Annotated in this window: 20 protein-coding genes and 1 tRNA gene; 16 read left to right on the top strand and 5 right to left on the bottom strand. The window is 64.0% G+C overall.

Annotation, left to right across the window (positions count from 1 at the left end):
* The first annotated feature begins 4 nt into the window (after positions 1-4).
* The 13 genes from ACVW16_RS04650 to ACVW16_RS04590 all read left to right on the top strand — a co-directional run bounded on the left by ACVW16_RS04650 (position 5) and on the right by ACVW16_RS04590 (position 13,846).
* Complete coding sequence (locus ACVW16_RS04650; RefSeq protein ID WP_456735498.1) at positions 5-1,255, top strand: acyl-CoA dehydrogenase family protein; 1,251 nt, start codon at positions 5-7, stop codon at positions 1,253-1,255.
* Between the two features lie 18 nt (positions 1,256-1,273).
* Positions 1,274-2,350, top strand: a complete 1,077-nt coding sequence (locus ACVW16_RS04645; protein WP_456735497.1) for an alpha/beta hydrolase — start codon at positions 1,274-1,276, stop codon at positions 2,348-2,350.
* A gap of 104 nt (positions 2,351-2,454) precedes the next feature.
* On the top strand, positions 2,455-2,754 hold the full coding sequence (locus ACVW16_RS04640) for a DUF1330 domain-containing protein (RefSeq protein WP_456704213.1): 300 nt from the start codon (positions 2,455-2,457) through the stop codon (positions 2,752-2,754).
* A 193-nt stretch (positions 2,755-2,947) separates the two neighbouring features.
* Complete coding sequence (locus tag ACVW16_RS04635; RefSeq protein ID WP_456738620.1) at positions 2,948-3,844, top strand: SDR family oxidoreductase; 897 nt, start codon at positions 2,948-2,950, stop codon at positions 3,842-3,844.
* 198 nt (positions 3,845-4,042) lie between these two features.
* Entirely contained in the window at positions 4,043-4,930 is an 888-nt protein-coding gene (locus tag ACVW16_RS04630) for a helix-turn-helix transcriptional regulator (RefSeq protein ID WP_456735495.1), read from the top strand.
* Between the two features lie 210 nt (positions 4,931-5,140).
* Positions 5,141-6,223: a maleylacetate reductase gene (locus ACVW16_RS04625; RefSeq protein ID WP_456738184.1), complete on the top strand. Its 1,083-nt coding sequence runs from the start codon at positions 5,141-5,143 to the stop codon at positions 6,221-6,223.
* Between the two features lie 24 nt (positions 6,224-6,247).
* Positions 6,248-7,150: an intradiol ring-cleavage dioxygenase gene (locus ACVW16_RS04620; RefSeq protein ID WP_456704210.1), complete on the top strand. Its 903-nt coding sequence runs from the start codon at positions 6,248-6,250 to the stop codon at positions 7,148-7,150.
* Between the two features lie 35 nt (positions 7,151-7,185).
* Positions 7,186-8,976, top strand: coding sequence for an FAD-dependent oxidoreductase (locus tag ACVW16_RS04615; protein WP_456748986.1), 1,791 nt, complete (start codon positions 7,186-7,188; stop codon positions 8,974-8,976).
* 80 nt (positions 8,977-9,056) lie between these two features.
* Positions 9,057-10,382 (top strand): ABC transporter substrate-binding protein, encoded by a 1,326-nt coding sequence (locus ACVW16_RS04610; RefSeq protein WP_456704208.1) that lies wholly within the window; start codon positions 9,057-9,059, stop codon positions 10,380-10,382.
* A gap of 84 nt (positions 10,383-10,466) precedes the next feature.
* Positions 10,467-11,180 (top strand): ABC transporter ATP-binding protein, encoded by a 714-nt coding sequence (locus tag ACVW16_RS04605; RefSeq protein ID WP_456735493.1) that lies wholly within the window; start codon positions 10,467-10,469, stop codon positions 11,178-11,180.
* Positions 11,177-11,881, top strand: a complete 705-nt coding sequence (locus tag ACVW16_RS04600; RefSeq protein WP_456704206.1) for an ABC transporter ATP-binding protein — start codon at positions 11,177-11,179, stop codon at positions 11,879-11,881. Before ACVW16_RS04605 ends, ACVW16_RS04600 begins: the two co-directional genes overlap by 4 nt.
* 7 nt (positions 11,882-11,888) lie before the next feature.
* Positions 11,889-12,755 (top strand): branched-chain amino acid ABC transporter permease, encoded by an 867-nt coding sequence (locus ACVW16_RS04595; RefSeq protein WP_456704205.1) that lies wholly within the window; start codon positions 11,889-11,891, stop codon positions 12,753-12,755.
* Positions 12,752-13,846 (top strand): branched-chain amino acid ABC transporter permease, encoded by a 1,095-nt coding sequence (locus ACVW16_RS04590; RefSeq protein ID WP_456735492.1) that lies wholly within the window; start codon positions 12,752-12,754, stop codon positions 13,844-13,846. The genes ACVW16_RS04595 and ACVW16_RS04590 overlap by 4 nt, the downstream gene beginning before the upstream one ends.
* A 254-nt stretch (positions 13,847-14,100) precedes the next feature.
* On the opposite strand, the gene ACVW16_RS04585 is transcribed toward ACVW16_RS04590, so the two are convergent.
* The 3 genes from ACVW16_RS04585 to ACVW16_RS04575 form a co-directional block, all read right to left on the bottom strand.
* Positions 14,101-15,132 (bottom strand): LLM class flavin-dependent oxidoreductase, encoded by a 1,032-nt coding sequence (locus ACVW16_RS04585; RefSeq protein ID WP_456735491.1) that lies wholly within the window; start codon positions 15,130-15,132, stop codon positions 14,101-14,103.
* Between the two features lie 96 nt (positions 15,133-15,228).
* Positions 15,229-16,209, bottom strand: coding sequence for an NADPH:quinone oxidoreductase family protein (locus ACVW16_RS04580; RefSeq protein ID WP_456735490.1), 981 nt, complete (start codon positions 16,207-16,209; stop codon positions 15,229-15,231).
* Positions 16,210-16,266: 57 nt separating this feature from the next.
* The gene (locus ACVW16_RS04575; protein WP_456735489.1) at positions 16,267-18,327 is read right to left on the bottom strand and encodes an ATP-dependent helicase; all 2,061 of its coding nucleotides are present in this window, start codon (positions 18,325-18,327) and stop codon (positions 16,267-16,269) included.
* 128 nt (positions 18,328-18,455) lie between these two features.
* On the opposite strand from ACVW16_RS04575, the gene ACVW16_RS04570 reads away from it, so the two are divergent.
* On the top strand, positions 18,456-19,046 hold the full coding sequence (locus tag ACVW16_RS04570; RefSeq protein ID WP_456735488.1) for a TMEM175 family protein: 591 nt from the start codon (positions 18,456-18,458) through the stop codon (positions 19,044-19,046).
* A 16-nt stretch (positions 19,047-19,062) separates the two neighbouring features.
* Here ACVW16_RS04570 and ACVW16_RS04565 read toward each other — a convergent pair whose 3' ends face one another.
* A complete protein-coding gene (locus ACVW16_RS04565; protein WP_456735487.1) occupies positions 19,063-19,449 on the bottom strand; it encodes a YciI family protein in 387 nt (128 codons plus the stop codon).
* Between the two features lie 412 nt (positions 19,450-19,861).
* Positions 19,862-20,575 carry a substrate-binding periplasmic protein gene (locus ACVW16_RS04560; protein ID WP_456735485.1) on the bottom strand — a complete coding sequence of 238 codons (714 nt, stop codon included), beginning with the start codon at positions 20,573-20,575 and terminating at the stop codon, positions 19,862-19,864.
* 326 nt (positions 20,576-20,901) lie between these two features.
* Here ACVW16_RS04560 and ACVW16_RS04555 point away from each other — a divergent pair, with 326 nt between their 5' ends.
* Positions 20,902-23,304, top strand: coding sequence for an ATP-binding protein (locus tag ACVW16_RS04555; protein WP_456735484.1), 2,403 nt, complete (start codon positions 20,902-20,904; stop codon positions 23,302-23,304).
* Between the two features lie 349 nt (positions 23,305-23,653).
* Positions 23,654-23,727 (top strand) — tRNA-Gly (locus ACVW16_RS04550).
* The last annotated feature ends 457 nt before the right edge of the window (positions 23,728-24,184 follow it).

The following is a 24,184-nucleotide window of genomic DNA, read 5'->3' as shown; positions in this document are numbered from 1 at the left end:
GAAAATGAACGTTCAGGCCATGCGCAGGAGCCTGCCGGTACCGGAACCTCACCTCACTCCGCAGGATCTGGTGGACCGCGCGGCTTCGATGAGAACGCTGCTGCGGGAATCGCAGGACGAAACCGATGAGCGGGGACATTATTCGGACGAAATCCAGCAGAAGTTCATCGATGCCGGATTCTATCGGATCTTGCAGCCCAAAATGTTTGGTGGCTACGAGTTCGATTACGAAACATTTTTTCGCGTCATGGTGGAGATTTCGCGCGGTCATCCGTCCGCGGGGTGGTGCTTGACGTTGGCCGCTTCTCATGCGCCTGTCATAGCCTCGCACTGGTCGGAAGCTGCACAGATCGAAATCTTCGGTTCATCCGGTCATTTCGCGTCACCGCACCGGGCTGCCCCCGGGGGCACGTGCCTGCCGGTCGAGGGCGGCTATATCATCAATGGTGTGTGGCCGTATGCGTCGGGAATACCGCACAGCACGCACTTCCTCGGCGCAACGTTGCTTCACACTTCGTTCCCGCCGCGAATCCTGAACTTCGTCGTGCCGCGGGGGCAATACACAATTCTGGGCGATTGGGGTGGAGACCGCACCTTGGGCATGCGCGGGTCCGGCTCGAACAGCGTCAAGCTGGACAATGTCTTCGTGCCCGAGCACATGACCGCGTTCTTCGACGCGCTGGGTGCAAAGCAGGATCTCTCCGAGGGCACACCGGGAACGCGCTTGCATGGTAACCCCATGTATGTCGGGGTTCTCATGGGTCCTTATCACGCGTCTCTGACATCGCCTATCATCGGTGCCGCGCGCGCGGCGATCGATGAGTATCGCGATATCCTGCTCTCGCAAAACACATTTGTTCCACCTTTCATCAAGCGCGCCTTCGAGACTGATTTCCAGGTCAACTATGGCCGCGCCATAGCCTTGACCGATGCGGCCGAAGGCGTGCTGCTGCAGGGTTTGCGCAAGCACATGGACTACTGCCAGCGGTGGGCGAGGACGGGCTTGCAAGCATCCGTGGAAGAAAACTTGCGACTGTGGGGAATGCTGCAGACCGGCGCACGTCTTGCCTGTGACGCCATCGAGCTCCTGTTTCAGACCGCCGGGTCGACCGCGGCGCGGAAGGGCTCAAGGATGCTTCGATACTTTGGCGACGCCCAGATGTATCGAGGACACATCTCCTCTCAATACATGACATTCGCGAAGTACATTGGTCGCAGCAATCTTGGGCTGCCGACCGGTTTTCTGGATCTCTGAAGAAAGTCGGAGGGGGACGTGACCCAGACTGAAGCTAAAACTGCTCCCTTGGTGCTGGCAGATCAGGGATTCTTTTGGACCGGTTTGGTCCGCCAGAAGACACCGAATGGCACCATCGCTGCGGGCCAGATGTTCGTGCAGTATCAGATCCCGGAACACATCCGGCATCCATATCCCATCGTGATGGTGCATGGAGGTGGGGGGCAGGGAACGGATTTTCTCGGTACTCCCGACGGACGGCCGGGATGGGCCACTTACTTTCTGAAACAGGGTTACCCGGTCTATGTCGTCGACCGCCCAGGGCATGGTCGCTCACCCCTGCATCCGGAGGCTCTGGGTCCCATGACACCTCCGCTGACTTACGAATTTGCCATGACGCTGTTTACCGCGCCCGGCAAGCAGCCGAACAGCTGGCCGAATGCGCAGAAGCATGATCAGTGGCCTGGCTCCGGTGTCGTCGGCGATCCAGTTCTGGACCAATTCATCGCGACGCAAGGTCCATTCCTTGTCTCTTTGGCACAGACGCAACAGCTTATGCAGCGAGCCGGAGCCGAATTGCTGGATCGCATTGGTCCGGCGATCCTGCTCACCCATTCCATGGGAGCGCCCTTCGGTTGGCTCGTGGCAGATAGTCGACCGCACCTGGTGAAAGGCATCGTCGCGGTTGAGCCAATGGGGCCGCCTTTCGCCCAATTGCCGATGGGGCTGGGCGACCTCTCTTACGGACTCACTGCGATCCCGATGACGTTCGATCCGCCCCTCAAAGGCCCAACTGAACTGCGGCGCGAAATCCGCAAGGCTTCGAAACCTGGGCTGGCGGACTGCTTCGTTCAGAAAGAGCCGGCGAGGCGCCTTCCCAACCTCGCATCGATGCCCGTTGCTGTCGTGACATCGGAGGCGTCGGCCTGGTCCATGCACGACCACGGCACCGTCGACTATCTCGTTCAGGCGGGCGTGCGAGCCGTCCATCTGCGGCTCGAGGACCATGGCCTGCGCGGCAACGGCCACCTGATGATGCAGGAAAGGAACAGCGATGACATCGCTGCTTTCCTGGAAAGATGGATCTCGGAATATGTGGGGTCACGGCCAACATAAATTCGATTCTTCCCGCCGCCGCATCTTGTGGTGAAGCAGCGGCTGGTAGGTGCCAGTGAGTGGTCCGGTTTGTCAGCAGACCGTTAGCGCAGGAGGAGTGCGAGATGGCGAAGAAGGGATATTGGGTTGGTCACATCAACGTCACGAGCCCGGAGCGCTACAAGGACTACATCGCGGCCAACGCCGTGCCATTGAAGAAGTACGGGGCGCGGTTCCTTGTCCGAAACGGCGCATGCGAAGTGCACGGCGACGCACTTCAAGGGCGTCGTCACGTCGTCATCGAGTTTGAAAGCTACGCAATGGCCAAGGCCTGCTACGACTCACCCGAGTATCAGGCGGCGGCCAAGATTCGCGACGAAGCCAGCACCTCCGATTTCGTCATGATCGAGGGCCACGAGGACTAACAGCGATCCGCGGCGGGGTCTGGCAACTTACGATTAAGAGCCTAGCCGGAGGTGGAGACGCTAATTCGTTCCACAGTATGCCGGTCGGTATCCGTGGCCGTAGTGGCGGGGATTGCACTCCACCTTCTCGCTCATGCTCGAGAAGGCGCGATGACGTCGAGGGGCGTGCGCAAGGATTCAGGAGCACCATCAAATGAAAGATATCGAAAATAAGGTCGCGTTCATCACGGGAGGCGCGAGTGGGATCGGGTTCGGAATGGCCCGCGCGTTCCTGCAACATGGGGTGAAGGTCGTTGTCGCGGACGTCCGTCAATCGCATCTCGATGCGGCGGCTTCCGCCCTCGATCGCTCCAACAAGAACTACCATCTGATCCGTCTGGACGTTGCCGACCGCGAGTCAATGGCACGAGCGGCGACGGAGACCGAGAAGGTATTCGGCAGGGTCCACATACTCTGCAACAATGCAGGCGTATCGAGCATGGTGCCCATGGAAGACGCGAGCTTCGCGGATTGGGATTTTGTGATGAACATCAACGTCGGGGGCGTCGTCAACGGCGTCGCGACGTTCGTTCCCCGGATTCGGGCGCATGGAGAAGGTGGTCACATCGTCAACACCTCCTCGATGGCCGGCATCCTCGCTCTTCCCAATCCCGGCGGCATTTACTCGACATCCAAATTCGCGGTGCGCGGCCTGACGGAGTCGTTGCGAATGGCACTCGGACCGCACAACATTGGCGTTTCGCTCCTTTGCCCCGGCCTGGTTCGCAGCAATCTCGTCGACACGACGCTTCACCTCAACACGTTCGGTTCTGATCAATCGGCGGGCGGCCCGTTCGCGGCCGGCGGTTCGCCGTTGGAAGCCGGAATGGACCCTCTCGCCGTAGGCGAACGGGTGGTCGAAGGAATCGTCGGGAACGAGCCATACATTCTTCCGCACGGCGAATTCAAAGACGAAGTCGCAGAGTCGTTCGGAGAGATACTTCGGTCGTTCCCCACCGATCGAGACGTCGATCCGAAACGGCAACAGTTCGAAGCGATGCGCCGGCAAGCGACGACGGAGGCCAAGCGCTTGGCTGCAAGCATTGGTTAGAACTTCGATCTGGCGCGCGAGGACCGCACCGATCTCCATTGGACGCCGTCCAGCCCTGCAACGAATCTCAGAGAGCTTCGAACTGTGTTGCCGGTGTTGACATTGCGCTGCAGCAACGATGGAAGCGATTGGATTGAAAATTGAGGGCCATTGGGTTTTACTCCGCGGCACCGAAGCCGCGAGCCCTTGGTCTGTCGGATGCAGGCGACGTCGAATTTTGGGGTGCAGGAGACGCACGGGATCCTGAACCGCTTCCAGGCCGAATTCCGCGGCTCGAGCGAAGGGCTCGGCTGGTCATCGGCGTTTGCCTCGGTCCAGCGCGAACGGCCGTTTGATGGGCACTTCCACGCACTTTCAGACAATCTGATGGTGCTACATCGGGGCGGCCCGGTCGACATCACGTATGTGATGGACGGCAAGTCGGTTGCTCGGCACATCCCGCGCGGTGGCGTTTTCTTCCTGCCGGCGGGCCATGCATGCAACGTGCTCCTGCGCGAGCCGCTGGAATCCACCCACATCTATCTGCGCTCCGACCTTTTCGCCGGCCCTGACGGGGCACCCGGCGTGATCGGTGGTCTCGCGCCGATGCTCGGCGATCAGGACGCTGTGCTCGAGCATCTCGCCGCGGCGATCGGCGATACCATCACCGGCGGCCTGCCGGCCTCGTCGCTGTTCGTCGATCCGATCGCGCAGGCGATTGCCAACCGCTTTGTCGCGATTAATTTCCACAAGCCGAGCGTGGAGGCCGGCAAGCATCCAAACCTGCTCAGCGTCAAGCAGATGGCGCGGATCCGCGAATTCGTTGATGCCAACATCGACAGCGATATCCGGCTCGACCAGCTGGCGCAGCTGTGTGGCCGCAGCACCGAGTATTTCGTGCGGCTTTTCAAGGCGACCAGCGGCGTCTCGCCTTATCAATACGTGCTCAATTTGCGCATAGAGCGCGCCAGGGCGCTGCTTGCCGACGAGACCCTGAGTCTGGCCGAGATCGCGCTGGCTTGCGGCTTCTCCCATCAAGAGCATTTCACGCGGATGTTCCGCCGCTTTACTGGCATAACACCCGGACGATACCGACACAGCCACTAGCTTCCGCTGATCGCGGCCCCGGCGGTCGAAGGCCCGATTCAGCCCTGCATTATTTTTCCGGTTTTGTGCAGATTTTCTTCGGTTTCGTGCAGGCCCGCCGCGCCAGCCCGCCCCTAGCTTCCTCCCAACGACATGAGATCGCCGGTTCGGCGGCTTGGGAGGATTGCCATGAGCATCGCGCTGGCCGATGCCGGAGCCACGTCCGTTGTGATGGCCGGTGGTGCGGGGAAGGGCGCGTTTGCTTATTGCTCGCAGCAATATCGCGTCCTGTTCGGTACCGGCACCTCGGCGCGACTCGGCGAGGAGGCAGAGCGCCTCGGCATCAAGCGGGCGTTGGTGCTCACCACAAGCGAGCAGCACGACCTCGGGCGACGGCTCGGCACAGGCCTCGGCGACAGGCTCGCCGGACTGTTTACCGGCGCTCGCATGCATACGCCGGTTGAAGTCACCAACGAAGCGCTTCGGATTGTGGAGTCCCGCGACATCGACGGGCTGGTCGCGATCGGCGGCGGCTCGACGGTCGGACTCGGCAAGGCGCTCTCGCTGCGCACGGGGTTGCCGCATATCGCGATGCCGACCACCTATGCCGGCTCCGAGATGACGCCGATTCTTGGCGAGACCAGCAACGGCATCAAGACCACGCAGCATTCCCAGGATCTGGTGCCTGATACCGTCATCTACGACGTCGATCTCACCGTCAGCCTGCCGCCGCACATCTCCGCTGCCAGCGGCCTGAACGCGATCGCCCACGCCGTCGAGGCGCTTTATGCGCCCGACGCCAATCCCCTGACCTCGCTGATGGCGGAGGATGGCATCGCCGCGCTCGCCCGCGCGCTGCCGCGCATCATGGTGGCGCCCGCCGATCCCGGCGCCCGTCGCGATGCGCTCTATGGTGCCTGGCTGTGCGGCGTCTGCCTCGGCGCGGTCGGCATGTCGCTGCACCACAAGCTCTGCCACGTGCTGGGCGGCATGTTCAACCTGCCGCATGCCGAAACTCACGCGATCGTGCTGCCACACGCCGCCGCCTACAACGCCGCCGCCGCGCCCGAGGCCATGACTCGAGCCGCGCGGGCGCTGCACAGCGCCAATGCTCCGCAGGGCCTGTTTGACCTTGCTCGGAAGCTCGCGCTGCCGCGCGCGCTCGCCGACATCGGAATGCCCGAGGACGGCATCGCACGCGCTGCGGAGATGGCGGTGCGCAAGCCATATGGCAATCCAAGACCGATTGATCGCGCCCCGATCGAGCAATTGATCGCGGCAGCTTGGCGCGGCGAAGCGCCCGCGCAGGACTGAACCTCAGGGATCAAGGACAACACGATGGCCAATTTCAACGAGCATGACCTCACTGACGAGGTGGTTCGCAGCTTCGCCAACACGCCGAACAAGCGGCTGAAGTTCCTCATCGAGGAGACGGTGAAATCGCTCCACGATCTGGTGCGCCGCACCGAACTCACCTTCGAGGAATGGAATCAGGCGATCGAGTTCCTGACCCGCACCGGCCGGACCTGCACGCCGCTGCGCCAGGAGTTCATCCTGCTCTCCGACGTGCTCGGCGTCTCGATGCTGGTCGACGCCGTCAATCACCGTGAGCGCGAGGGCGCAACCGAGACCACGGTGCTCGGCCCGTTCTATGTCGGCGAGCACCGCGTGACGCCGCACGGTGGTAATATCTCCGAGGGCATCGACGGTGAGGTGATGTTCGTGCAGAGCCGCGTCACCGACCTCGCCGGCAAGCCGCTTGCCGGTGCCGAGATCGACGTCTGGCATGCCGACGATGACGGCTTCTACGATTCGCAGAAGGCCGATTATGCGGCCCACGGGCCGTCGCTGCGCGCGCGCTTCGTCACCGATGCTGACGGCCGCTTCTCGTTCCGCACAATCTTGCCGTGCAGCTATCCGATCCCGACCGACGGCCCGGTCGGCGATCTCATCACCGCCACGCAGCGTCACCCGATGCGCCCCGCGCATGTGCACTTCCTGGTCAAGGCCGAAGGCTACGAGCCGCTGATCACCCACGTCTTCCTCGATGGCGACCAATATCTGCGCAGCGACGTGGTGTTCGGCGTCAAGGACGAACTCATCGCGCGCGTCGAGCCGCGCAACGAAGCAGCGCTGCCGAACGGCGAGCGGGTCTCCGGCCCGTGGCACCTGATGACCTACGACTTCCAGATGAAGCCCGGCGCAGGTTTGGTGCCCCGGCCGATGATGGCCGCGGAATGACGATCGCAACCAACAACACGAGCAAGGAGAGCATGATGACCAGCAAACCTGTTCAGACCGATGTGCTTGTCGTCGGCAGCGGCCCGGCCGGCGCGACGGCGGCGGCCCTGCTCGGCATGTACGGCGTCAAGCACATCTTGGTGACGAAATATGGCTGGCTGGCTGACACGCCGCGCGCCCACATCACCAACCAGCGTGCGATGGAGGTTCTGCGCGATCTCGGCCTCGAGGACAAGGCGGTGGCGCAGGCGGTGCCGCAGCATCTGATGGCCAACAACGTGTTCTGTGAAAGTCTCGCCGGCGAGGAGTTCGGTCGGCTCTATTCCTGGGGCAATCATCCCTCGCGCAAGGCGGATTACGATCTCGCCAGCCCGACCCGGATCTGCGACCTGCCGCAGAATTTGCTCGAGCCGATCCTGATCGAGGCCGCCGGCCAGCGCGGCACTTCGCTCTGCTTCAACACCGAGTTCGTCGACCTGGTGCAGGATGCCGACGGCGTCACGGCAACGGTGAAGGATCGGCTATCCGGGGAGACCTACCAGATCCGCGCGAAGTATCTGATCGGCGCCGATGGCGGCCGCAGCCGGGTTGCCGAGGTGATCGGGCTGCCGATGGAGGGGCAGATGGGTCGCGCCGGCAGCATGAACATCATCGTGCAGGCCGACTTGAGCAAATACGTCACACACCGGCCGAGCGTGCTGTACTGGGTGCTGCAGCCTGGCGCTGAGATTGGCGGCATCGGTGCCGGCCTGATCCGCATGGTGCGGCCGTGGAACGAATGGCTGATCATCTGGGGCTACGACATCGAGCAGGGCGAGCGCAAGCTCAGCAATGACGAGGCGATCTCGATCGTGCGCAATCTCGTCGGCGACGAGGCGCTGGAGGTCAAGGTCCGCTCCACCTCGACCTGGACCGTGAACGAGATGTATGCCGGCCACTATTCGTCCGGTCGCGTCTTCTGCGTCGGCGATGCCGTGCACCGCCATCCGCCGACCAACGGCCTCGGCTCCAACACCTCGATCCAGGATTCCTTTAATCTGTGCTGGAAGCTGAAGCTGGTGCTCGAGGGCCATGCGGCACCGTCGCTGCTCGAGACCTATTCGGCGGAGCGCCAGCCGGTCGGCAAGCAGATCGTGACCCGCGCCAACAAGAGTATCGGCGATTTCCCGCCGATCTTCGAGGCGGTGGGGCTGGTCGCCTCGACCGATCCAGCCGAGGCCCGCAAGGCGATCGCGGCACGTAAGGCGCCGACCACCGAGGGCAAGGCGCGGCGCAAGAAGCTCTATGAGGCCATCGCCAGGAAAAGCTACGAGTTCAACTGCCACGGCGTCGAGCTGAACCAGCGCTACGGCTCGACCGCCGTAGTGTCCGACGGCACGCCGATGCCGGCCTTCACCAGGGATCACGAACTGTATTATCAGGCAACGACCTGGCCCGGCGCGCATCTGCCGCATGTCTGGATCGAGCATCAGGGCCAGCGCAAGTCGACGCTCGATCTCACCGGAAAGGGCCGCTTCACGCTACTCACTGGGATCGGCGGCGATGGCTGGAAAGCCGCCGCCGCCGCGGTCGAGAAGGCCTACGGCCTGCCGGTCGATGTGGTGACGATCGGTCCACAGGGCTGCGACGCGCTCGACATCTATGCCGACTGGTATCGCCAGAGCGAAGTCGACGAGGACGGCTGCGTGCTGGTGCGTCCCGACATGTATGTCGCCTGGCGCGCCAGAGAGGCGGCAGTGAATGCCCCCGACGTGCTGCTCGACGTGCTCGGCCAGATCCTCGGCCGTAGCGCGAAGGCTCAGGCGAAGTCCGTCGCCGCCGCGTGATGCGACGCTGCGCGGATAATTGTTCAGAACGGAATGGACGGCAGCCGGCTTGAAAACCGGCTTGCCTCAAGGGAGGGGAAATGACCAAAAATCTATTGAACATGAAGTCTTTCGATCGTCGCCGTGTGCTGCAGGGCATCGCCGGTGGTCTCGCCGCCGCAGGCACGACGACATTGTTCGCGCCTTCCGTGCGCGCGGCCAACAAGCCGATCAAGATCGGCTATGTCTCGCCGAAGAGCGGTCCGTTGGCGGCCTTTGCCGAAGCTGACGATTTCGTGCTCGGCGAGTTCAGAAAGTTCATCAAGGATGGCGTCAAGGTCGGATCACAAACCTATCAGGTCGAGGTGGTGACAAAAGACAGCCAGTCGAACCCGAACCGCGCCGCCGAGGTCGCCAAGGAGCTGATCACCCGCGACAATGTCGGCCTGATCGTGGTCGGCGCCACGCCCGAAACCAACAATCCGGTGGCGACACAGTGCGAGCTCGAGCAGGTGCCGTGCATCTCTTCCGTCGCGCCGTGGCAGACCAACTTCATCGGCCGGCAGGCCAATCCGGGCGATCCCAAGAGCTGGAAGCCGTTCGACTATACCTTCCATTACTTCTGGGGGCTGGAAGACGTGATCGGCGTCTTCACCAGCATGTGGAGCCAGGTCGCGACGAACAAGTCGGTCGGCGCGCTGTTCCCCAACGATGCCGACGGCAACGCCTGGGGCGACACCACCATCGGCTTCCCGCCCGTGTTGGCCAAGCAGGGTTTCAAGCTCACCGATCCCGGCCGCTTCCAGAACCTCACCGACGATTTCAGCTCGCAGATCGCGGCGTTTCGTGGTGCCGATGCCGAGATCGTCACCGGCGTGATCATCCCGCCCGACTTCACTACGTTCTGGAACCAGGCGCGGCAGAAGGGGCTGAAGCCGAAAGTCGTATCGGTCGCCAAGGCGCTGCTATTCCCGGCGTCGGTGCAGGCGCTCGGCAAGGGCGGCAACAACATCTCGACCGAGGTGTGGTGGACGCCGACGCATCCCTACAAATCGAGCCTCAGCGGCCTCAGCGCCGCCGATCTCGCCAAGGGATATGAGCAGACCTCCGGCAAGCAATGGACCCAGCCGATCGGCTTCGTGCATTCGCTGTTCGAGGTCGCGATCGACGCGATCAAGCGCTCCAGCGATCCGGGCGACGGCGCGGCGCTCGCGAAGGCGATCGGCGCCACCAAGCTCGAAACGATCGTCGGCCAGATCGAGTTCGGCTCCAGCGCCGTGCCGCCGTTCGCCGCGAAGAACATCGCCAAGACGCCGCTGGTCGGAGGCCAGTGGCGCCTCAGCGGCGACAAGTACAACATGGTCATCACGGACAACAAGCTGGCGCCTCAGATTCCGCTCGGCGGCGACATGCAGGCGTTGAGTTAGCGCAAGCCAGCTGCTTCATCGAAGGCAGAAGATGCGTGGCGTTGCTGCGCATCTCCTCTACGCCGAAACCGGATGTAGGCAACCATGCTCGCACTCCATGCCATCTCGAGGCGGTTCGGCGCCATCGTGGTTGCAGACGCGATCGACCTGACGCTGTCCTCCGGCGAGGCGCTGGGCGTGATCGGGCCGAACGGCGCCGGTAAATCGACCCTGTTCAACCTGATCACCGGGCTGCTGCGGCCCGACGCCGGCCGCATCGTTCTCGATGGCGCCGACATCACGGGTCTCTCGGCCGAGGCACGCTGTCGCGCCGGAATCGGGCGCTCGTTCCAGATCCCGCAACCGTTCGACCATCTTTCGGTGTTCGAGAACCTTGCGGTCGCCGCGCTGTTCGGCGGCGGCCTGTCGGAGGCGGATGCGATCCAGCATTGCGGCCGCATGCTCGATCTGACCGGCCTCGAAGCCAAGGCCAATCGGCTCGCTGGCAGCCTGCCGCTGCTCGATCGCAAGCGACTGGAGCTGGCGCGGGCGCTCGCCACCCGGCCGCGCACACTGTTGCTCGACGAGATCGCGGGCGGCCTCACCGATGCCGAATGCCACGAACTGGTCGAGACCATCCGCACCATCCATGCCGAAGGCGTCGGCATCATCTGGATCGAGCACGTGGTGCATGCGCTGCTCGCGGTGGTGCAGCGGCTGGTCGTCTTGAACTTTGGCAAGGTCGTCGCCGAGGGCGCACCAGTCGAGGTGATGCGCTCGCGCGAGGTCGAGACCATCTATATGGGCGTGCCGGCATGACCGTGCTGCTCAATGTCACGGCGCTCGATGCGTTCTACGGCGACTTCCAGGCGCTGTTCGGCATCGACTTCGAGCTGAACGAGGGCGAGGCGGTCGCTGTGATCGGCGCCAACGGCGCCGGCAAGTCGACCATGCTGAAATCGCTGGCCGGGCTGGTGAAGAACCGTCCCGATGCGATCCGCCTCGGGGGACGGGCGATCGGCGATGCGTCCGCCGCCAGCATCGTCCGGCTCGGCCTCGCGCTGGTGCCGGAGGGCCGCCAGCTGTTTCCCTCGCTCAGCGTCGAGGAGAACCTCTTGATCGGCGCATATGGCGGCGAACGCAGCGCGCCGTGGGATCTCGCTGCGGTCTACCGCATGTTCCCGGTGCTGAAGGAGCGGCGGCGCGGCGCCGTCACGGCGCTGTCGGGCGGGCAGCAGCAGATGGTGGCGATCGGCCGCGCTCTGATGTCCAACCCAACGGTCCTGCTGTGCGACGAGATCAGCCTCGGCCTCGCGCCGATCGTGGTGGAGGACATCTACCGCATGCTGCCGCAGATCCGCTCCGGCGGCACCGCCGTCGTGCTCGTCGAGCAGGACATCGCCCGCGCATTGCGGGCTTCGGATCGCTTCTACTGTTTGCAGGAGGGACGGGTGACACTGAGCGGACGGCCTGGGGATGTCGATCAAGACACGATCCGCGCGGCCTATTTCGGAGCATGAGGGAGCGATGAGCGGGTTCGACACCATCATCGAAGGCGTGCTGCTCGGCGGCGTCTATGCGCTGTTCGCGCTCGGCCTGTCGCTGATCTTCGGCATCATGCGCCTGGTCAATCTGGCGCATGGCGATCTGATCCTGCTTGCCGCCTATCTGGTGCTCAGCGCCACCAACGCGCTCGGTTTGCCGTTGGCAGTCGCATCCCTGCTGGTCGTCATCACGATGTTCGTGCTCGGTTTCGTGCTGCAGCGGCTGGTGCTGGAGCGGGTGCTCGGCGACGACATCCTGCCGCCGCTGCTCGTCACCTTCGGCCTGTCGATCGTGATCCAGAACGGATTGCTGCTCGGCTACGGCGCCGACAGCCGCAGGCTGCAGGCAGGCGCCTTCGAATCCTCGTCGGTGGCGCTCGCTCCTGGCCTGAGCGTCGGGCTGGCGCCGCTGACCGCGCTGCTGACGGCGGTCGCGGCCGTCGCGCTGCTCCAGCTCATCTTCTATCGCACCTCGCTCGGCCGCGCCTTCCGCGCCACTGCGGATAATCCCGCGATCGCGCAGTTGATGGGCATCAACGAGCGCAATGTCTACGCCATCGCGGTCGGACTGTCGCTCGCAGTGTCGGTGATCGCCGCTATTGTGCTCGGTATCCGAGCCAGCTTCGATCCGTCGATCGGACCGGCGCGGCTGCTCTACGCATTCGAGGCGGTGATCATCGGCGGGCTCGGCAGCCTGTGGGGGACGCTGGCGGGCGGCATCGTGCTCGGGCTGGCGCAGGCGATCGGAGGGCGGATCAATCCGGAATGGCAGATCCTGGCCGGCCATCTCGCCTTCCTTGCCGTGCTGATGGTGCGGCCGCGCGGCCTGTTCCCGGCGAGGCGGACATGAGCGTCGAAAGCATCCATATCCCGGCAAGCCGCGAGCAGCGCCCGGCGGAGGCGCCGGTGTGGCAGGTTCGGGTCGGCACACGGCTGTCGCGCGTCGCGGCGCTGGCCGGCATCGCGCTGATCGTGGCGCTGGCCGCCTTGCCCGCGATCGCCTCGCGCAACCTGATCCAGGATCTGATCTTCGTCTTCACCATGCTGACCTTGGCACAGCTCTGGAACGTGCTGGCCGGGTGGGGCGGGCTGGTATCGGTCGGGCAGCAGGCGTTTGTCGGGCTCGGCGCCTATGCGCTGTTTGCCGGCATCGTGATGGCCGGGCTCGATCCCGTTGCGGCGATCCCGCTGGCCGGACTGTTCGCGGCGCTGGTCGCGGCGGTGCTCGGGCCGCTGCTATTCCGGCTGGAAGGGCCATATTTCGCGATCGGCAGCTGGGTCGCCGCCGAAGCGTTGCGGCTGATCTGCGCCCAGTTCAAGTCGCTCGGCGGCGGCACCGGGATGTCGATCTCGCCCGGCGAACTGTCGCAGATGATCGGCCTGAAGGCGGTGCAGGCGCTGCTTGGCCTGCGCCCGGCGGCCGCGCGTGACGTACTGGTTTACTGGCTGGCGCTGTTGCTCGCCGTGCTGGTCACGCTTGGCATCTACGCCTTCATGCGCTCGCACCACGGCCTTGCGCTGGCCGCAAGCCGTGACAACGCAGCGGCGGCGCGCAGCGTCGGCGTCCGCACCACGCGGACTCGCCACGTGCTGTGGATCGCGGTCGCGTTCGCCACCGGCATGGTCGGCGCCGTGGTGTATTTGCAGAAGGCGCGTATTTCGCCTGATGCGGCCTTCAGCGTCACCGACTGGACCGCCTATGTCATCTTCATCGTCGTGATCGGCGGGGTGCGCACCATCGAAGGTCCGATGGTCGGCGTGCTCCTGCTGTGGGGGCTCGTCACCTATCTCGCCCAATTTGGCAGTCTCTATCTGGTCGTGCTCGGCACGCTCGCCATCCTGATCATGCTGTTCATGCCCACCGGCGTGTGGGGTGCGACCGCTCGACGCTGGCAATTGCAGCTGTTCCCGACCCAGCGCTGGCTCGGCCGCAGCGGGTAGTCTGGCCTGATGCCGTTATGACTGACCTCGTGCCGGGCACCCTCCTCAGATTGCCATTGCAGGAGTCGTCGGCTGGCACGGCAAACGTATTTCACGGGCGCGGCCACGCGTTCGACATCGTCCTGTGAGGATGCGTACCGGCCGTCCCGCAATGCTGATCTGTCTTGTAGCCGCATCTTTGGCAACAAGAACTGCTGTTGGTCGAAGACTAGTCTTACCGGCCGTTCGCCGGCCTGGCGGGCTGTCTCAGCCCACTACCCCATCATCTCCCGCACCATCGGCACCACCTTGCGCCCATAGAGCTCGATGCTCTTCATCAGCTTCTCATGCGGCAACGGTCCCGCCGAGTATTTCAGCTGAAACCGGGCAACGCCGAGCGCCTTTGCCGTCTTGGTGATCTTGCGTGCGACGGTTTCGGGTGCACCGACATAGAGCGAGCCGTGCTCGGCTTCGCTGATGAACTCGTCGCGGCCCATCGGCGGCCAGCCGCGCTCACGGCCGATGCGGTCGCGCATCGCCTTGTAGTCGGGCCACAGCTCTTCGCGCGCCTGCTCATCGGTTTCGGCGACATAACCGGGGGAGTGCACGCCGATCGGCTGCGCGGGACGGCCGAACTCCTTGTAGGCGCGGTGATAGAGGTCGACGTAAGGCGCAAAGCGCTCGGGATCGCCGCCGATGATGGCGAGCATCAGCGGCAGGTCGTAATGCGCGGCGCGCACCACCGATTTCGGACTGCCGCCGACGCCGATCCAGGCTTTGAGCTGACCATTCTCGACCGGCGGATAGACCAGCTGATCCTTCAATGGCGGGCGCAGCTTGCCCTGCCACGTCACCGGCTTCTGCGACAGCAATGCGGCGAACAGGTCGAGCTTCTCCTCGAACAGTTCCTCGTATTTGCCCAAATCGAAGCCGAACAGCGGAAAGGATTCAGTGAACGAGCCGCGGCCGAGGATCACTTCGGCGCGGCCGTTCGAGAGCGCATCCAGCGTGCCAAAGCGCTGGAAGACGCGGATCGGATCGTCCGAGCTCAGCACCGTCACGGCGGAGCCGAGATGGATGCGCTTGGTGCGCGACGCGATGGCCGCGAGCACGGTCTCGGGCGAGGAGATCGCAAAATCGGAACGGTGATGCTCGCCGAGCCCGATGAAGTCGAGGCCGAGCTCGTCCGCCAGCACCGCTTCGTCGACGACGTTGCGGATCACCTGGGCATGCGCAAGCATGTTGCCGGTGGCGTCCTTGGTGACGTCGCCAAAGGTATCCAGTCCGAATTCGAGCGGTGCAGTCATCGATCAGGTCTCTGTGGGGAGGATCGGCCAGATTTAATGGACCGCCGCCGCGCGACAAGGCGGCTTTCGGAAATGCTCGGTTTCCGTTTGTGAGGCCTATCCCGGCATACGCACCACCATCTTGCCGAGTGCTGCGCGCGTCTGCATCGTCTTGAAAGCCTCGCGAAACTCCTCGAGCGCGAACACGCGACCGACTGCGGGCTTCAGCTTGCCTTCGGCAAGCCAGCCGGTCAGCTGCGACATCAGTTGCCTCTGCAAATCGGGCTCGCGCGTGGGGATCTGTGCGAGATCGACGCCAAGCAGGGCGCCGCCTTTCAGCAGCGGGAGATTGAACGGCAGCGCGGGGATCGCACCGCCGGCGAAGCCGACGACCAGATGGCGCCCGCGCCAGGCGATCGAGCGAAAGGCCTGCACCGAGATCTCGCCGCCGACGGGATCGAAGATCACGTCGGCGCCGTGTCCTCCGGTCAATTCCTTCAGCGTGTCGCGCCAGCCGGCCTGGGTGTAGTCGATCACGGCGTCGGCGCCGTGCGCCTGCGCGAATTCACGTTTCTCCGCTGTCGATGCCGCTGCGATCACGCGAGCGCCGAGCAGCTTGCCGATCTGCACGGCCGCGGTGCCGGTGCCGCCGGCAGCGCCCAGCACCAGCAACTGCTCGCCCGCAACGATCGTGGCACGCCCGCTCAGCGCATAGAGCGCGGTCAGGTAATTGGCGCGAAACGATGCGGCGACTTCGGCGGTGACGCCGTCCGGCAAGGGATGGAGTGCATCGGGCTTGACCACGATCTCCTCGGCGAGCGCGCCCGACCGCGTCATGCCCATTACGCGCATGCCGGGTTGATAGCCGCCCGGTGCGCCGGGCGCCTCCTGGACAACACCCGCGAATTCCGTCCCCGGAATGAAGGGCAGGGGATCCTTGGTTTGGTAGAGCCCTTGAACTTTCAAGCCATCGACAAAGCCGATACCGGCAGCTTCCACCCGGATACGCAACTGTCCAGACTCCACTGGCGGGTGCGGGATGTCCTTCAGTTCGATCTGATCGATAGGGGCGTACTGCTCGACGACGACGGCTTTCATGTCAGGACCTCTGTTGTTCCTGATATCCTGACAGGCCCTGAGACTGATCTCTTGCGTCTACCGCCACATCCCCCGCATCCGCGCCCCGATGTCGATCTTCGGTCCCTGCGATGCAGCGCGCGTGCCAGCCGCGGAGACCTTCGGCCAAGCGGTGCGCTCGAACAGATAGACCAGCTGCTCCGGGATGAAGCGGGTGCGCGAGGCGTAGACGTGGCGGTCGCCGTTGGCGGCCTGGCCGTGGACGAAGAAGCGCTGCGGCACCAAGAGGTGCAGATCGTCCTTGGCGCGCGTCATCGCGACATAGAGCAGCCGGCGCTCCTCCTCGAGCTCGGCGCTGGTGCCGGCGCCGAGGTCGGAGGGCATGCAGCCGTCGACAACGTTGAGCACGAACACCGATTTCCATTCCTGGCCTTTGGCTGAATGGATGGTCGAGAGGATCAAATAATCCTCGTCACGCAAGGGCGGCCCTGATTTGTCGCTGGTCGCGTCAGGCGGATCGAGCGTGAGCTCGGTCAAAAATTGTGCGCGCGAGGAATAGCCGCTCGCGATCTGCTCGAGCTGCATCAGGTCGGCGCGGCGCGTCTCGGAGTCCTCGTGGAGGCGGTCGAGATGCGGCTCGTACCAGAGCCGCACGCGCTCGAGATCCGCAGGCCATTCCGAATAGCGCAGGTTTTCGACAGCACGGACGAAGTCGGTCCAATCAGCGCCGGTGCGCGGCGGCGCGGCAAGCTGGCCGAGCGCGTGCAGCGGGTCCATGCTCTCCGCCATCTGGTCGAGCACGCGCTGCGCGGTGGCGGGACCGATGCCCGGCAAGAGGTGCAGGATGCGAAAGCCTGCGACGCGGTCGCGCGGGTTCTCGGCGAAGCGCAGCAGCGCCAGCACGTCCTTGACGTGGGCGGCGTCGAGGAATTTCAGCCCGCCGAATTTCACGAACGGAATGTTGCGGCGCGCGAGCTCGATCTCGAGCGGACCCGAATGCGAGGACGTCCGGAACAGCACTGCCTGGTGCTTGAGCAGCGCGCCTTGCTCGCGATTGGCGAGCACCTGCTCGACGATGTAGCGGGCCTGGTCGGCCTCGTCGTGGACGGTGACGAGCTGCGGCTTCTGTGACGAGGTCCGGTCGGTCCAGAGGTTTTTTGTGAAGCGTTCGCGTGCCAGCCCAATGACGCCGTTGGCCGCCGCCAGCACTGACTGCGTCGAGCGATAGTTGCGGTCGAGCGTGATCATTTCCGCGCGCGGCGAGAAGCTTTGCGGAAAATCCAGGATGTTGCGCACGGTGGCGGCGCGGAATGAATAGATCGACTGCGCGTCGTCGCCGACCACGGTGAGCCCGCGTCCGTCCGGCTTCAGCGCAAGCAGGATCGAGGATTGCAGGCGGTTGGTGTCCTGATATTCGTCGACGAGCACGTGATCGAAGCGTCCGCCGATCTCGTCAGCGATCAGTGCATCGCTCATCATCTGCGACCAGTAGAGCAGCAAATCGTCGTAATCGAGCACGTGTTGGGCCTGCTTTGCCTCGACGTAAGCGGCGAACAGCCCCTTCAGCTCGGCGGCCCAGCCAGCGCACCAGGGATAGTGCGTCCCCAACACCTTCTCGATTTCCATCTCGGCATTGACGCAGCGCGAGTAGATCGACAGGCAGGTGCCCTTGGCCGGGAAGCGGCTCTCGGTCTTGGACAGCCCGCGCTCGTGCCGGACCAGGTTCATCAGGTCGGCGGAATCCTCGCGGTCGTGGATGGTGAAGGCGGGATCGACGCCGATCCGCTCAGCATATTCGCGCAACAGCCGCGCGCCGATGCCATGGAAGGTGCCGGCCCAGGTCAGCGCATCGCGCATGATCGCGGCGTTGTTCTCGCCGAGCACTTTGCGGGAGATGCGTTCGACGCGTCCGGCCATCTCGGCGGCGGCGCGGCGGGAGAACGTCATCAGCAGGATGCGCCGTGGATCGGCGGCGCCCGCGACGATCAGGTGGGCGACGCGGTGGGCAAGCGTGTTGGTCTTGCCGGAGCCCGCGCCCGCAATGACCAGCAGGGGAGTGCCTACGGTCACGCCATCGGCCACGCCATGCTCCACGGCGCGGCGCTGCTCCGCATTGAGCGTGTCCAGATATGACGTCACGAATCGCCCCAGTGTGATGCCGCCAGAATCAACGATCCCCGGGCGAATCGCAATGCGGCTGGACGCAAGCCGCCTGAGGATTTAGGGGAAAGGGCAGCTCAAGTTCCAGCCCGGACAGATTTGCAGAGATGGCCGATCCCACGCCCGACCTTTTCGAGATGCGCCGGCTGGAATCATTGAGCAACACCGTCTTTGGTGTCGCGATGACGCTGCTCGCCAATGATCTGCCCAAGGCGGGCGAGTTCAAGGCGATGCCGACATGGAGCGATCTCGGCCAACTCTACTCCGGGCGCCTGACCGGCCTGATCCTCAGCTTCATCATCGCCGGTGTGTTCTGGATCAGCCATCACCGCCGGCTCGCCCGCCAACCGGAAGCGGGCCGCCACGTCGTGCTGTTAAACTTGGTGTTCCTGCTGTCGATCGTCCTGCTGCCGGTGACCAACGGACTCTATGGCAATTACGACAGGAGCAGCGCCGTGGCCGTGCTGTATGGCCTGCATCTCTCCGTCATCGCCGGGCTGAATGCATGGTTGTGGTGGCTCGTGATGCGAGGCTTCCGTTCCCAGCTGATCGCGGCCCTGTTCCCGCTGGCTGCATTGGTTCCGGGGACCGTAGTGGCCGCGTTCGCCCCGCAATATGCGTCCTATTTCTGGTTTCTGGCCTTTGGCGCGCTGCTGATCCGCCGCCGCCTGGATACGGCGGCGGCGGGCGAGACCTGAAGCGCCGCGCGATCCATCATCCTTTTGTCGCTGGCGCGCCGAACCCATCGGCCGGGACGTAAAGCTTGATCGGTCGGATTTCGTAAACCGCACTCGGATTGACCTCACGCAGCTTGCGCGCGGCCGCGATCGCCTCCTCATCCGTGTCGTAGTCGACGAGATGAAAGCCCAGAAGCTGCTCCTTGGTCTCGGCAAACGGCCCATCCAGGACGACTCCCGCGCCGGGGCCACGCAAGGTGTGGGCTTTCCTTGTGTCATCCAGACGGGCGGCCGGCCCAAGATTTCCGCTGGCCCTCAAGGGTTCCTGAACCTCGATGATTTTGGCGACGACGGCGGCGTCCTCCTGCGGCGTCCACGACAAAATCTCGCCTTCCACGTGGTAAGCCAGGATCGCGTAAAGCATCTCCACCTCTTCTGTTGGGCACGTAGCTCGAGGACGGTATCATCGTAGCCGCAGCCGACAATGGGGAGACTGAAAATATTGCGCCGGGTGAAACCGTCCCTGGAACCCGATTGCCGCCCTCGGGGTGAACGCTCGCCAATGTCGAGGCGACTGATGGCCACAACAGCAGTTGATCGCTCATCGGAGGCGCCCTGTGATGCACGGCGAGCAGGGACGTCGGAGCTTGCCGATCTGCACGACCGGGCGGGCCATCATCGCAATTTAGGCAGTTCGGTCGAGAGTGGTAGCGAGCGCATCGTCGAAAGCCGCCGCGGCAAGCGCGCGTCTGTGCTCGCCGTCTTCGGCTTCTCAGCCGCGCGGATTGCGGCGTCGGCGTTGCGCGCGCGGTTTCGCGATCTCGAGGCCGCCATCGTCAGGGGGCGCTCAGCACCTGCCTGACGAGAGACTCGCGCAGCGCCGCCAGCTCGCCGCTTGCCTCCATCTGGGCGATCACCTGTCCAACCTTCGGCACGAGGTCGCGGTGGCTCTCGTGCAGGTAATGGAAGATGCGGATACGCTCGAGCGGCGGCGAGAGCGGATAGATTCTGCCCTGGAGATTAAGCTTGCGGACGGCGACCAGCCCGCTGAAGAGGTCGCTGACGATCACGTCGAAACGATCGGCATCGAGCATCCTGATCAAATTCTCGATGCCAATCGTCGCCGTGACCCTGTCCATGCCGCGCGTCCCGGCTTCCGACGAGCCGACGCCGCGGACGATTCCGATGCGGAACGCCCTGATCGAATTCCAGCCATCCACGTCGAAATGGAGCTTGGTCGTGAACACGGCGGGCTCGATGTAGTTGATCGCTGGCGTCACCTGCAGCAGCGTCGGGTATTCGGCCGACAACGTTCCGATCCGCTGGATTTCGCCGTCGACCGCACCGGCGCTCGACAGCGCGAGCGCCCGCTTGCCGGGGACGTCCACGAATTCGAGCTTGATGTTCAGCTTGGCGTAGACGGCGCGCAGAAGCTCGCCGCCGACATATTGATCCGGAATGTCGGCGATCCGAGCCAGCCGGATGACCGACTGCGCGTGGGATGAACCGGCTACAAACAGCGAAAGGCAGATGATGATGATCTGCCACATGAGCGCTTCTCGGCCGTCCCTTGCTACCATTGAGTTCTGATGCGAGCGCCATCTACCGGAGATGGCCGTTCCGCGGAGCCACAAGCTCACCGCTCGGCCGCCATTATCCTTGATATCACCAATGTCATTGTAGCACGCGAGGTGATAGTTTGCGCCAAGATCCTGCCGCTGGGCGCAAGATATGACCCCGCCGACCCCAGATCGCCCAAGGGCCGGCAGGATTGCTGCGCGCGACGCGTGCTGAAAGAGAATCAAAACCGTTGAATTGTGTGCGGCTGCGACCGGCAGGCCGAAGAGGAATGTCGCCATTTTCCGGGACGGGGTGCATGGGCAAGGCAAGTGACGAGAATCCCGATCGCAGCCGCGCTGTTGCGCCGGCGGCTGCGGAGCAGGATTTGAGCACTATCGGGGTTGCGTTTACGCCCCCGGTGCTCGCGACGTTTTTGTCGCGAATATCCAAGGGGGCGCGCAGCGGTGTCGGGCCACGCCTGCTTGCAGCCGTGCTGCTGTTCTCCTCGGTCGTGACGCTGACCCTGACTGCGCTGCAGCTGTATCTGGACTACGATCGCGAAGTCGGCGTGATCGAGACAAGGCTCGACGAGGTCGGTCGCAGCACCACGGGCAGCCTCGGCGAGAGCCTGTGGAGTCTCGACGAGAACCAGCTCAAGCTCCAGCTCGAAGGAATCCTGCGGCTGCCCGGTCTCCGCGCCGCCGAGGTCCGCGAGATCGCCGATCGGCCGCATCCCATCCGTGTTGCCGTCGGCGAACCCGTTAGCCGCTCGGTCGTGACGCGCGACTATCCGCTGACCTACACCGTTCAAGGGACCGCGCGTCCAATCGGCGTGCTCCATGTCGAGGCGACGCTCAGCGACATCTATCAGCAACTGCTGAACCGGGCCCTCGTCATCCTGGCAAGTCAGGCGGCAAAGACGTTCCTCGTCTCGCTGTTCATCATCTACATGTTCCACATTCTGGTGACCCGGCACCTGGTCGCCATCGCCGAGTTCGTCAGCAAGTACACTCTGGCGCGGCCGCCTCCGCCATTAAGTCTGGAGCGCCGGCCTCCTGACGATCCCGACGAGCTGGATAAGGTGATCGACGCGTTCAACGCCATGTGTGCCAACCTGGAGCGTGCCTATGGCGAACTCCGCGAGGCCAATGCGAATCTCGATCGTGATCTGAAGATCCGCCGGCGCGCGGAAGACGACGCGCGCGCGAGCGAGCAGCGCTTTCGCGACTATGCCGAGACCGCCTCCGACTGGTTCTGGGAAACCGGTCCGGATCACGTGTTCACCTACATATCGGATCGGGCCGGTGCATTCGGCATGGACAGTAAGGCCGTGATCGGGAAACGACGTCCGGATGCCGCCTTCGATCAAAACTCCGAAGCGCAGAAATGGCGCGACCACATGGCGACGCTGGACCGCCACGAGCCGTTCCGCAAGTTCGAGTATCGCGGCCGCGATGCGGCCGGGCGTTTGCACTATTTCAGCGTCAACGGGCAGCCGGTGTTTGGCGACGACGGGCGTTTCATGGGCTATCGCGGCTCCGCTACCGATCTCACCGCGCAGCACGAGGCCGAGGAGCGGCTTCGCCAGTCACAGAAGATGGATGCGATCGGTCAGCTCACCGGCGGCGTCGCGCACGACTTCAACAACGTGCTGACCGTCATCATCGGAACCATCGAGATCATCCAGGAGGGGCTCGCGGACAAGCCCGAGCTCGCCTCGATCGCCGCGCTGATCGACGATGCGGCCTCCCGCGGCGCCGAGATCACGTCGCAGCTCCTGACCTTCGCCCGCCGCCAGCCGCTGGAGCCACGCGAGATCGATGTCAACGCGCTCGTCCTCGAGGCGGTGAAGCTGTTGCGGCCGATCCTTGGCGAGCATGTCGAGATCGTGACGCGACTTGCTGATGATGCATGGCCGGCCATGGCTGATCCGTCGCAACTTTCCTCTGCGATCGTCAATCTCGCCGTCAACGCGCGCGATGCGATGCCTGACGGCGGCAGGCTCACGCTCGAGACCGCCAACCGGGAGCTCGATGGCGCGGACAATGGCGACGGCGAAGCCGGCTCCTATGTCATGGTCGCGGTCGCCGACACCGGGCACGGCATTCCTGCCGAGATTCGCGACCGCGTGTTCGAGCCGTTCTTCACCACCAAGGGTGTCGGTCGCGGCACCGGCCTTGGACTGAGCATGGTTTACGGCTTCGCAAAGCAGACTGGCGGCACGGTGGCGATCGAGAGCGAAGAGGGACGCGGTACGGTGGTGAGGCTGTTGCTGCCGCGATCGGCGGGCGATGCGACCGCGGGAACCGGGCCGGCGCCGGCGCCCGCGCTGACGCATGGACACGAGACCATCCTCGTGGTCGAGGATGATCCGCTGGTGCAGGGCTACGTCATCGCGCAGCTCGGCAGCCTCGGCTATCGCACGCTGATCGCCAGCGATGGCGCAACCGCGCTGGCGTTGGTCGACCGGGGAGCGAGCTTCGATCTTCTGTTTACCGACATCATCATGCCAGGCGGCATGAACGGGCGGGAATTGGCAGACGCTGTCCGGCTCCGTCGGCCGGGCGTGCGGGTGCTCTACACCTCAGGCTATGCCGACAACACCATCGTTCACGAGGGGCACCTCGATCCCGGCGTGGCGTTGCTCCGCAAGCCGTACCGGAAGGCTGACCTGTCGCGGAAGATCCGGGAAATGCTCGGGGGCGAGGCGGCGCTCTGAGGGATGCGCGCCATGTCGGCGAAATGGCCAGGCCAATGAAAAGGCGCGGCGGGAAGATCCCGTCGCGCCCGATTTCTTGCTCGCTGGTCCAGGGCTGAGAGCGCCCCGATGCCAAGCCTCTTTCAAAGCCTAGCGGGCGATCCCAGCGAGGTGACAGCGCTTGGTAAAAGACACTGGATCACCTCCTTTCGTTGATTGCGGGAGCTCTCAATATAGGCTGGATGGCCGTGCCTGTTAAGGGGAGGCGCCGCTGGGGGGAACCGGACCTGTGCGCAAGGCCGGAAAGCCGGCGAAAGCCGTGCCTCGGGTAGTTGAGGCCGCCGCCCGGCCGTGTTAGGGAGCCCCTGTCGCGGGTGTAGCTCAATGGTAGAGCAGCAGCCTTCCAAGCTGAATACGAGGGTTCGATTCCCTTCACCCGCTCCAATGATTTCAAGAACTTACGCGACCTTATTCGGACCGTGAATCCAGCGGGGCTGCCGTTCCATTCGGACCGAGATCACGCACTGTTCTCCTCCTTGTCGCGATAGGTGCGCGTTTCTTAGCGCCACTGATGATTTGATTGGTGGTTCGCTTTCGATAATGCTCGACCATGAACGTCGCAAAGATATCTCTCTCACGCTGCAACCACTCCCAGCCGACGGCGCGATATTCCGCAAACACCCAATCCAATGTGCCAGTAACGGCGACCGCTGGTTGCAGCTTCGGCGCAACCTTCGTATCGCCCGATCGAACGCAGGCAGCAGGATCGCTTCCGCGCGCCTGACCGCCGCGTCATCGTCGAGACCGAGCGGCTCGTGGCGCAGCGAGCAGCCTCGCTTCTTGACCGGGCAGACGTTCCGCACTGATGATGGGGACAGGTCCATGATCGCATTGCCGCTAT

This window comes from Bradyrhizobium sp. USDA 4474, from assembly GCF_054057515.1.
The sequence above is the reverse complement of the archived record's forward strand: the minus strand, read 5'-3'. Positions and strand labels throughout refer to the sequence as shown.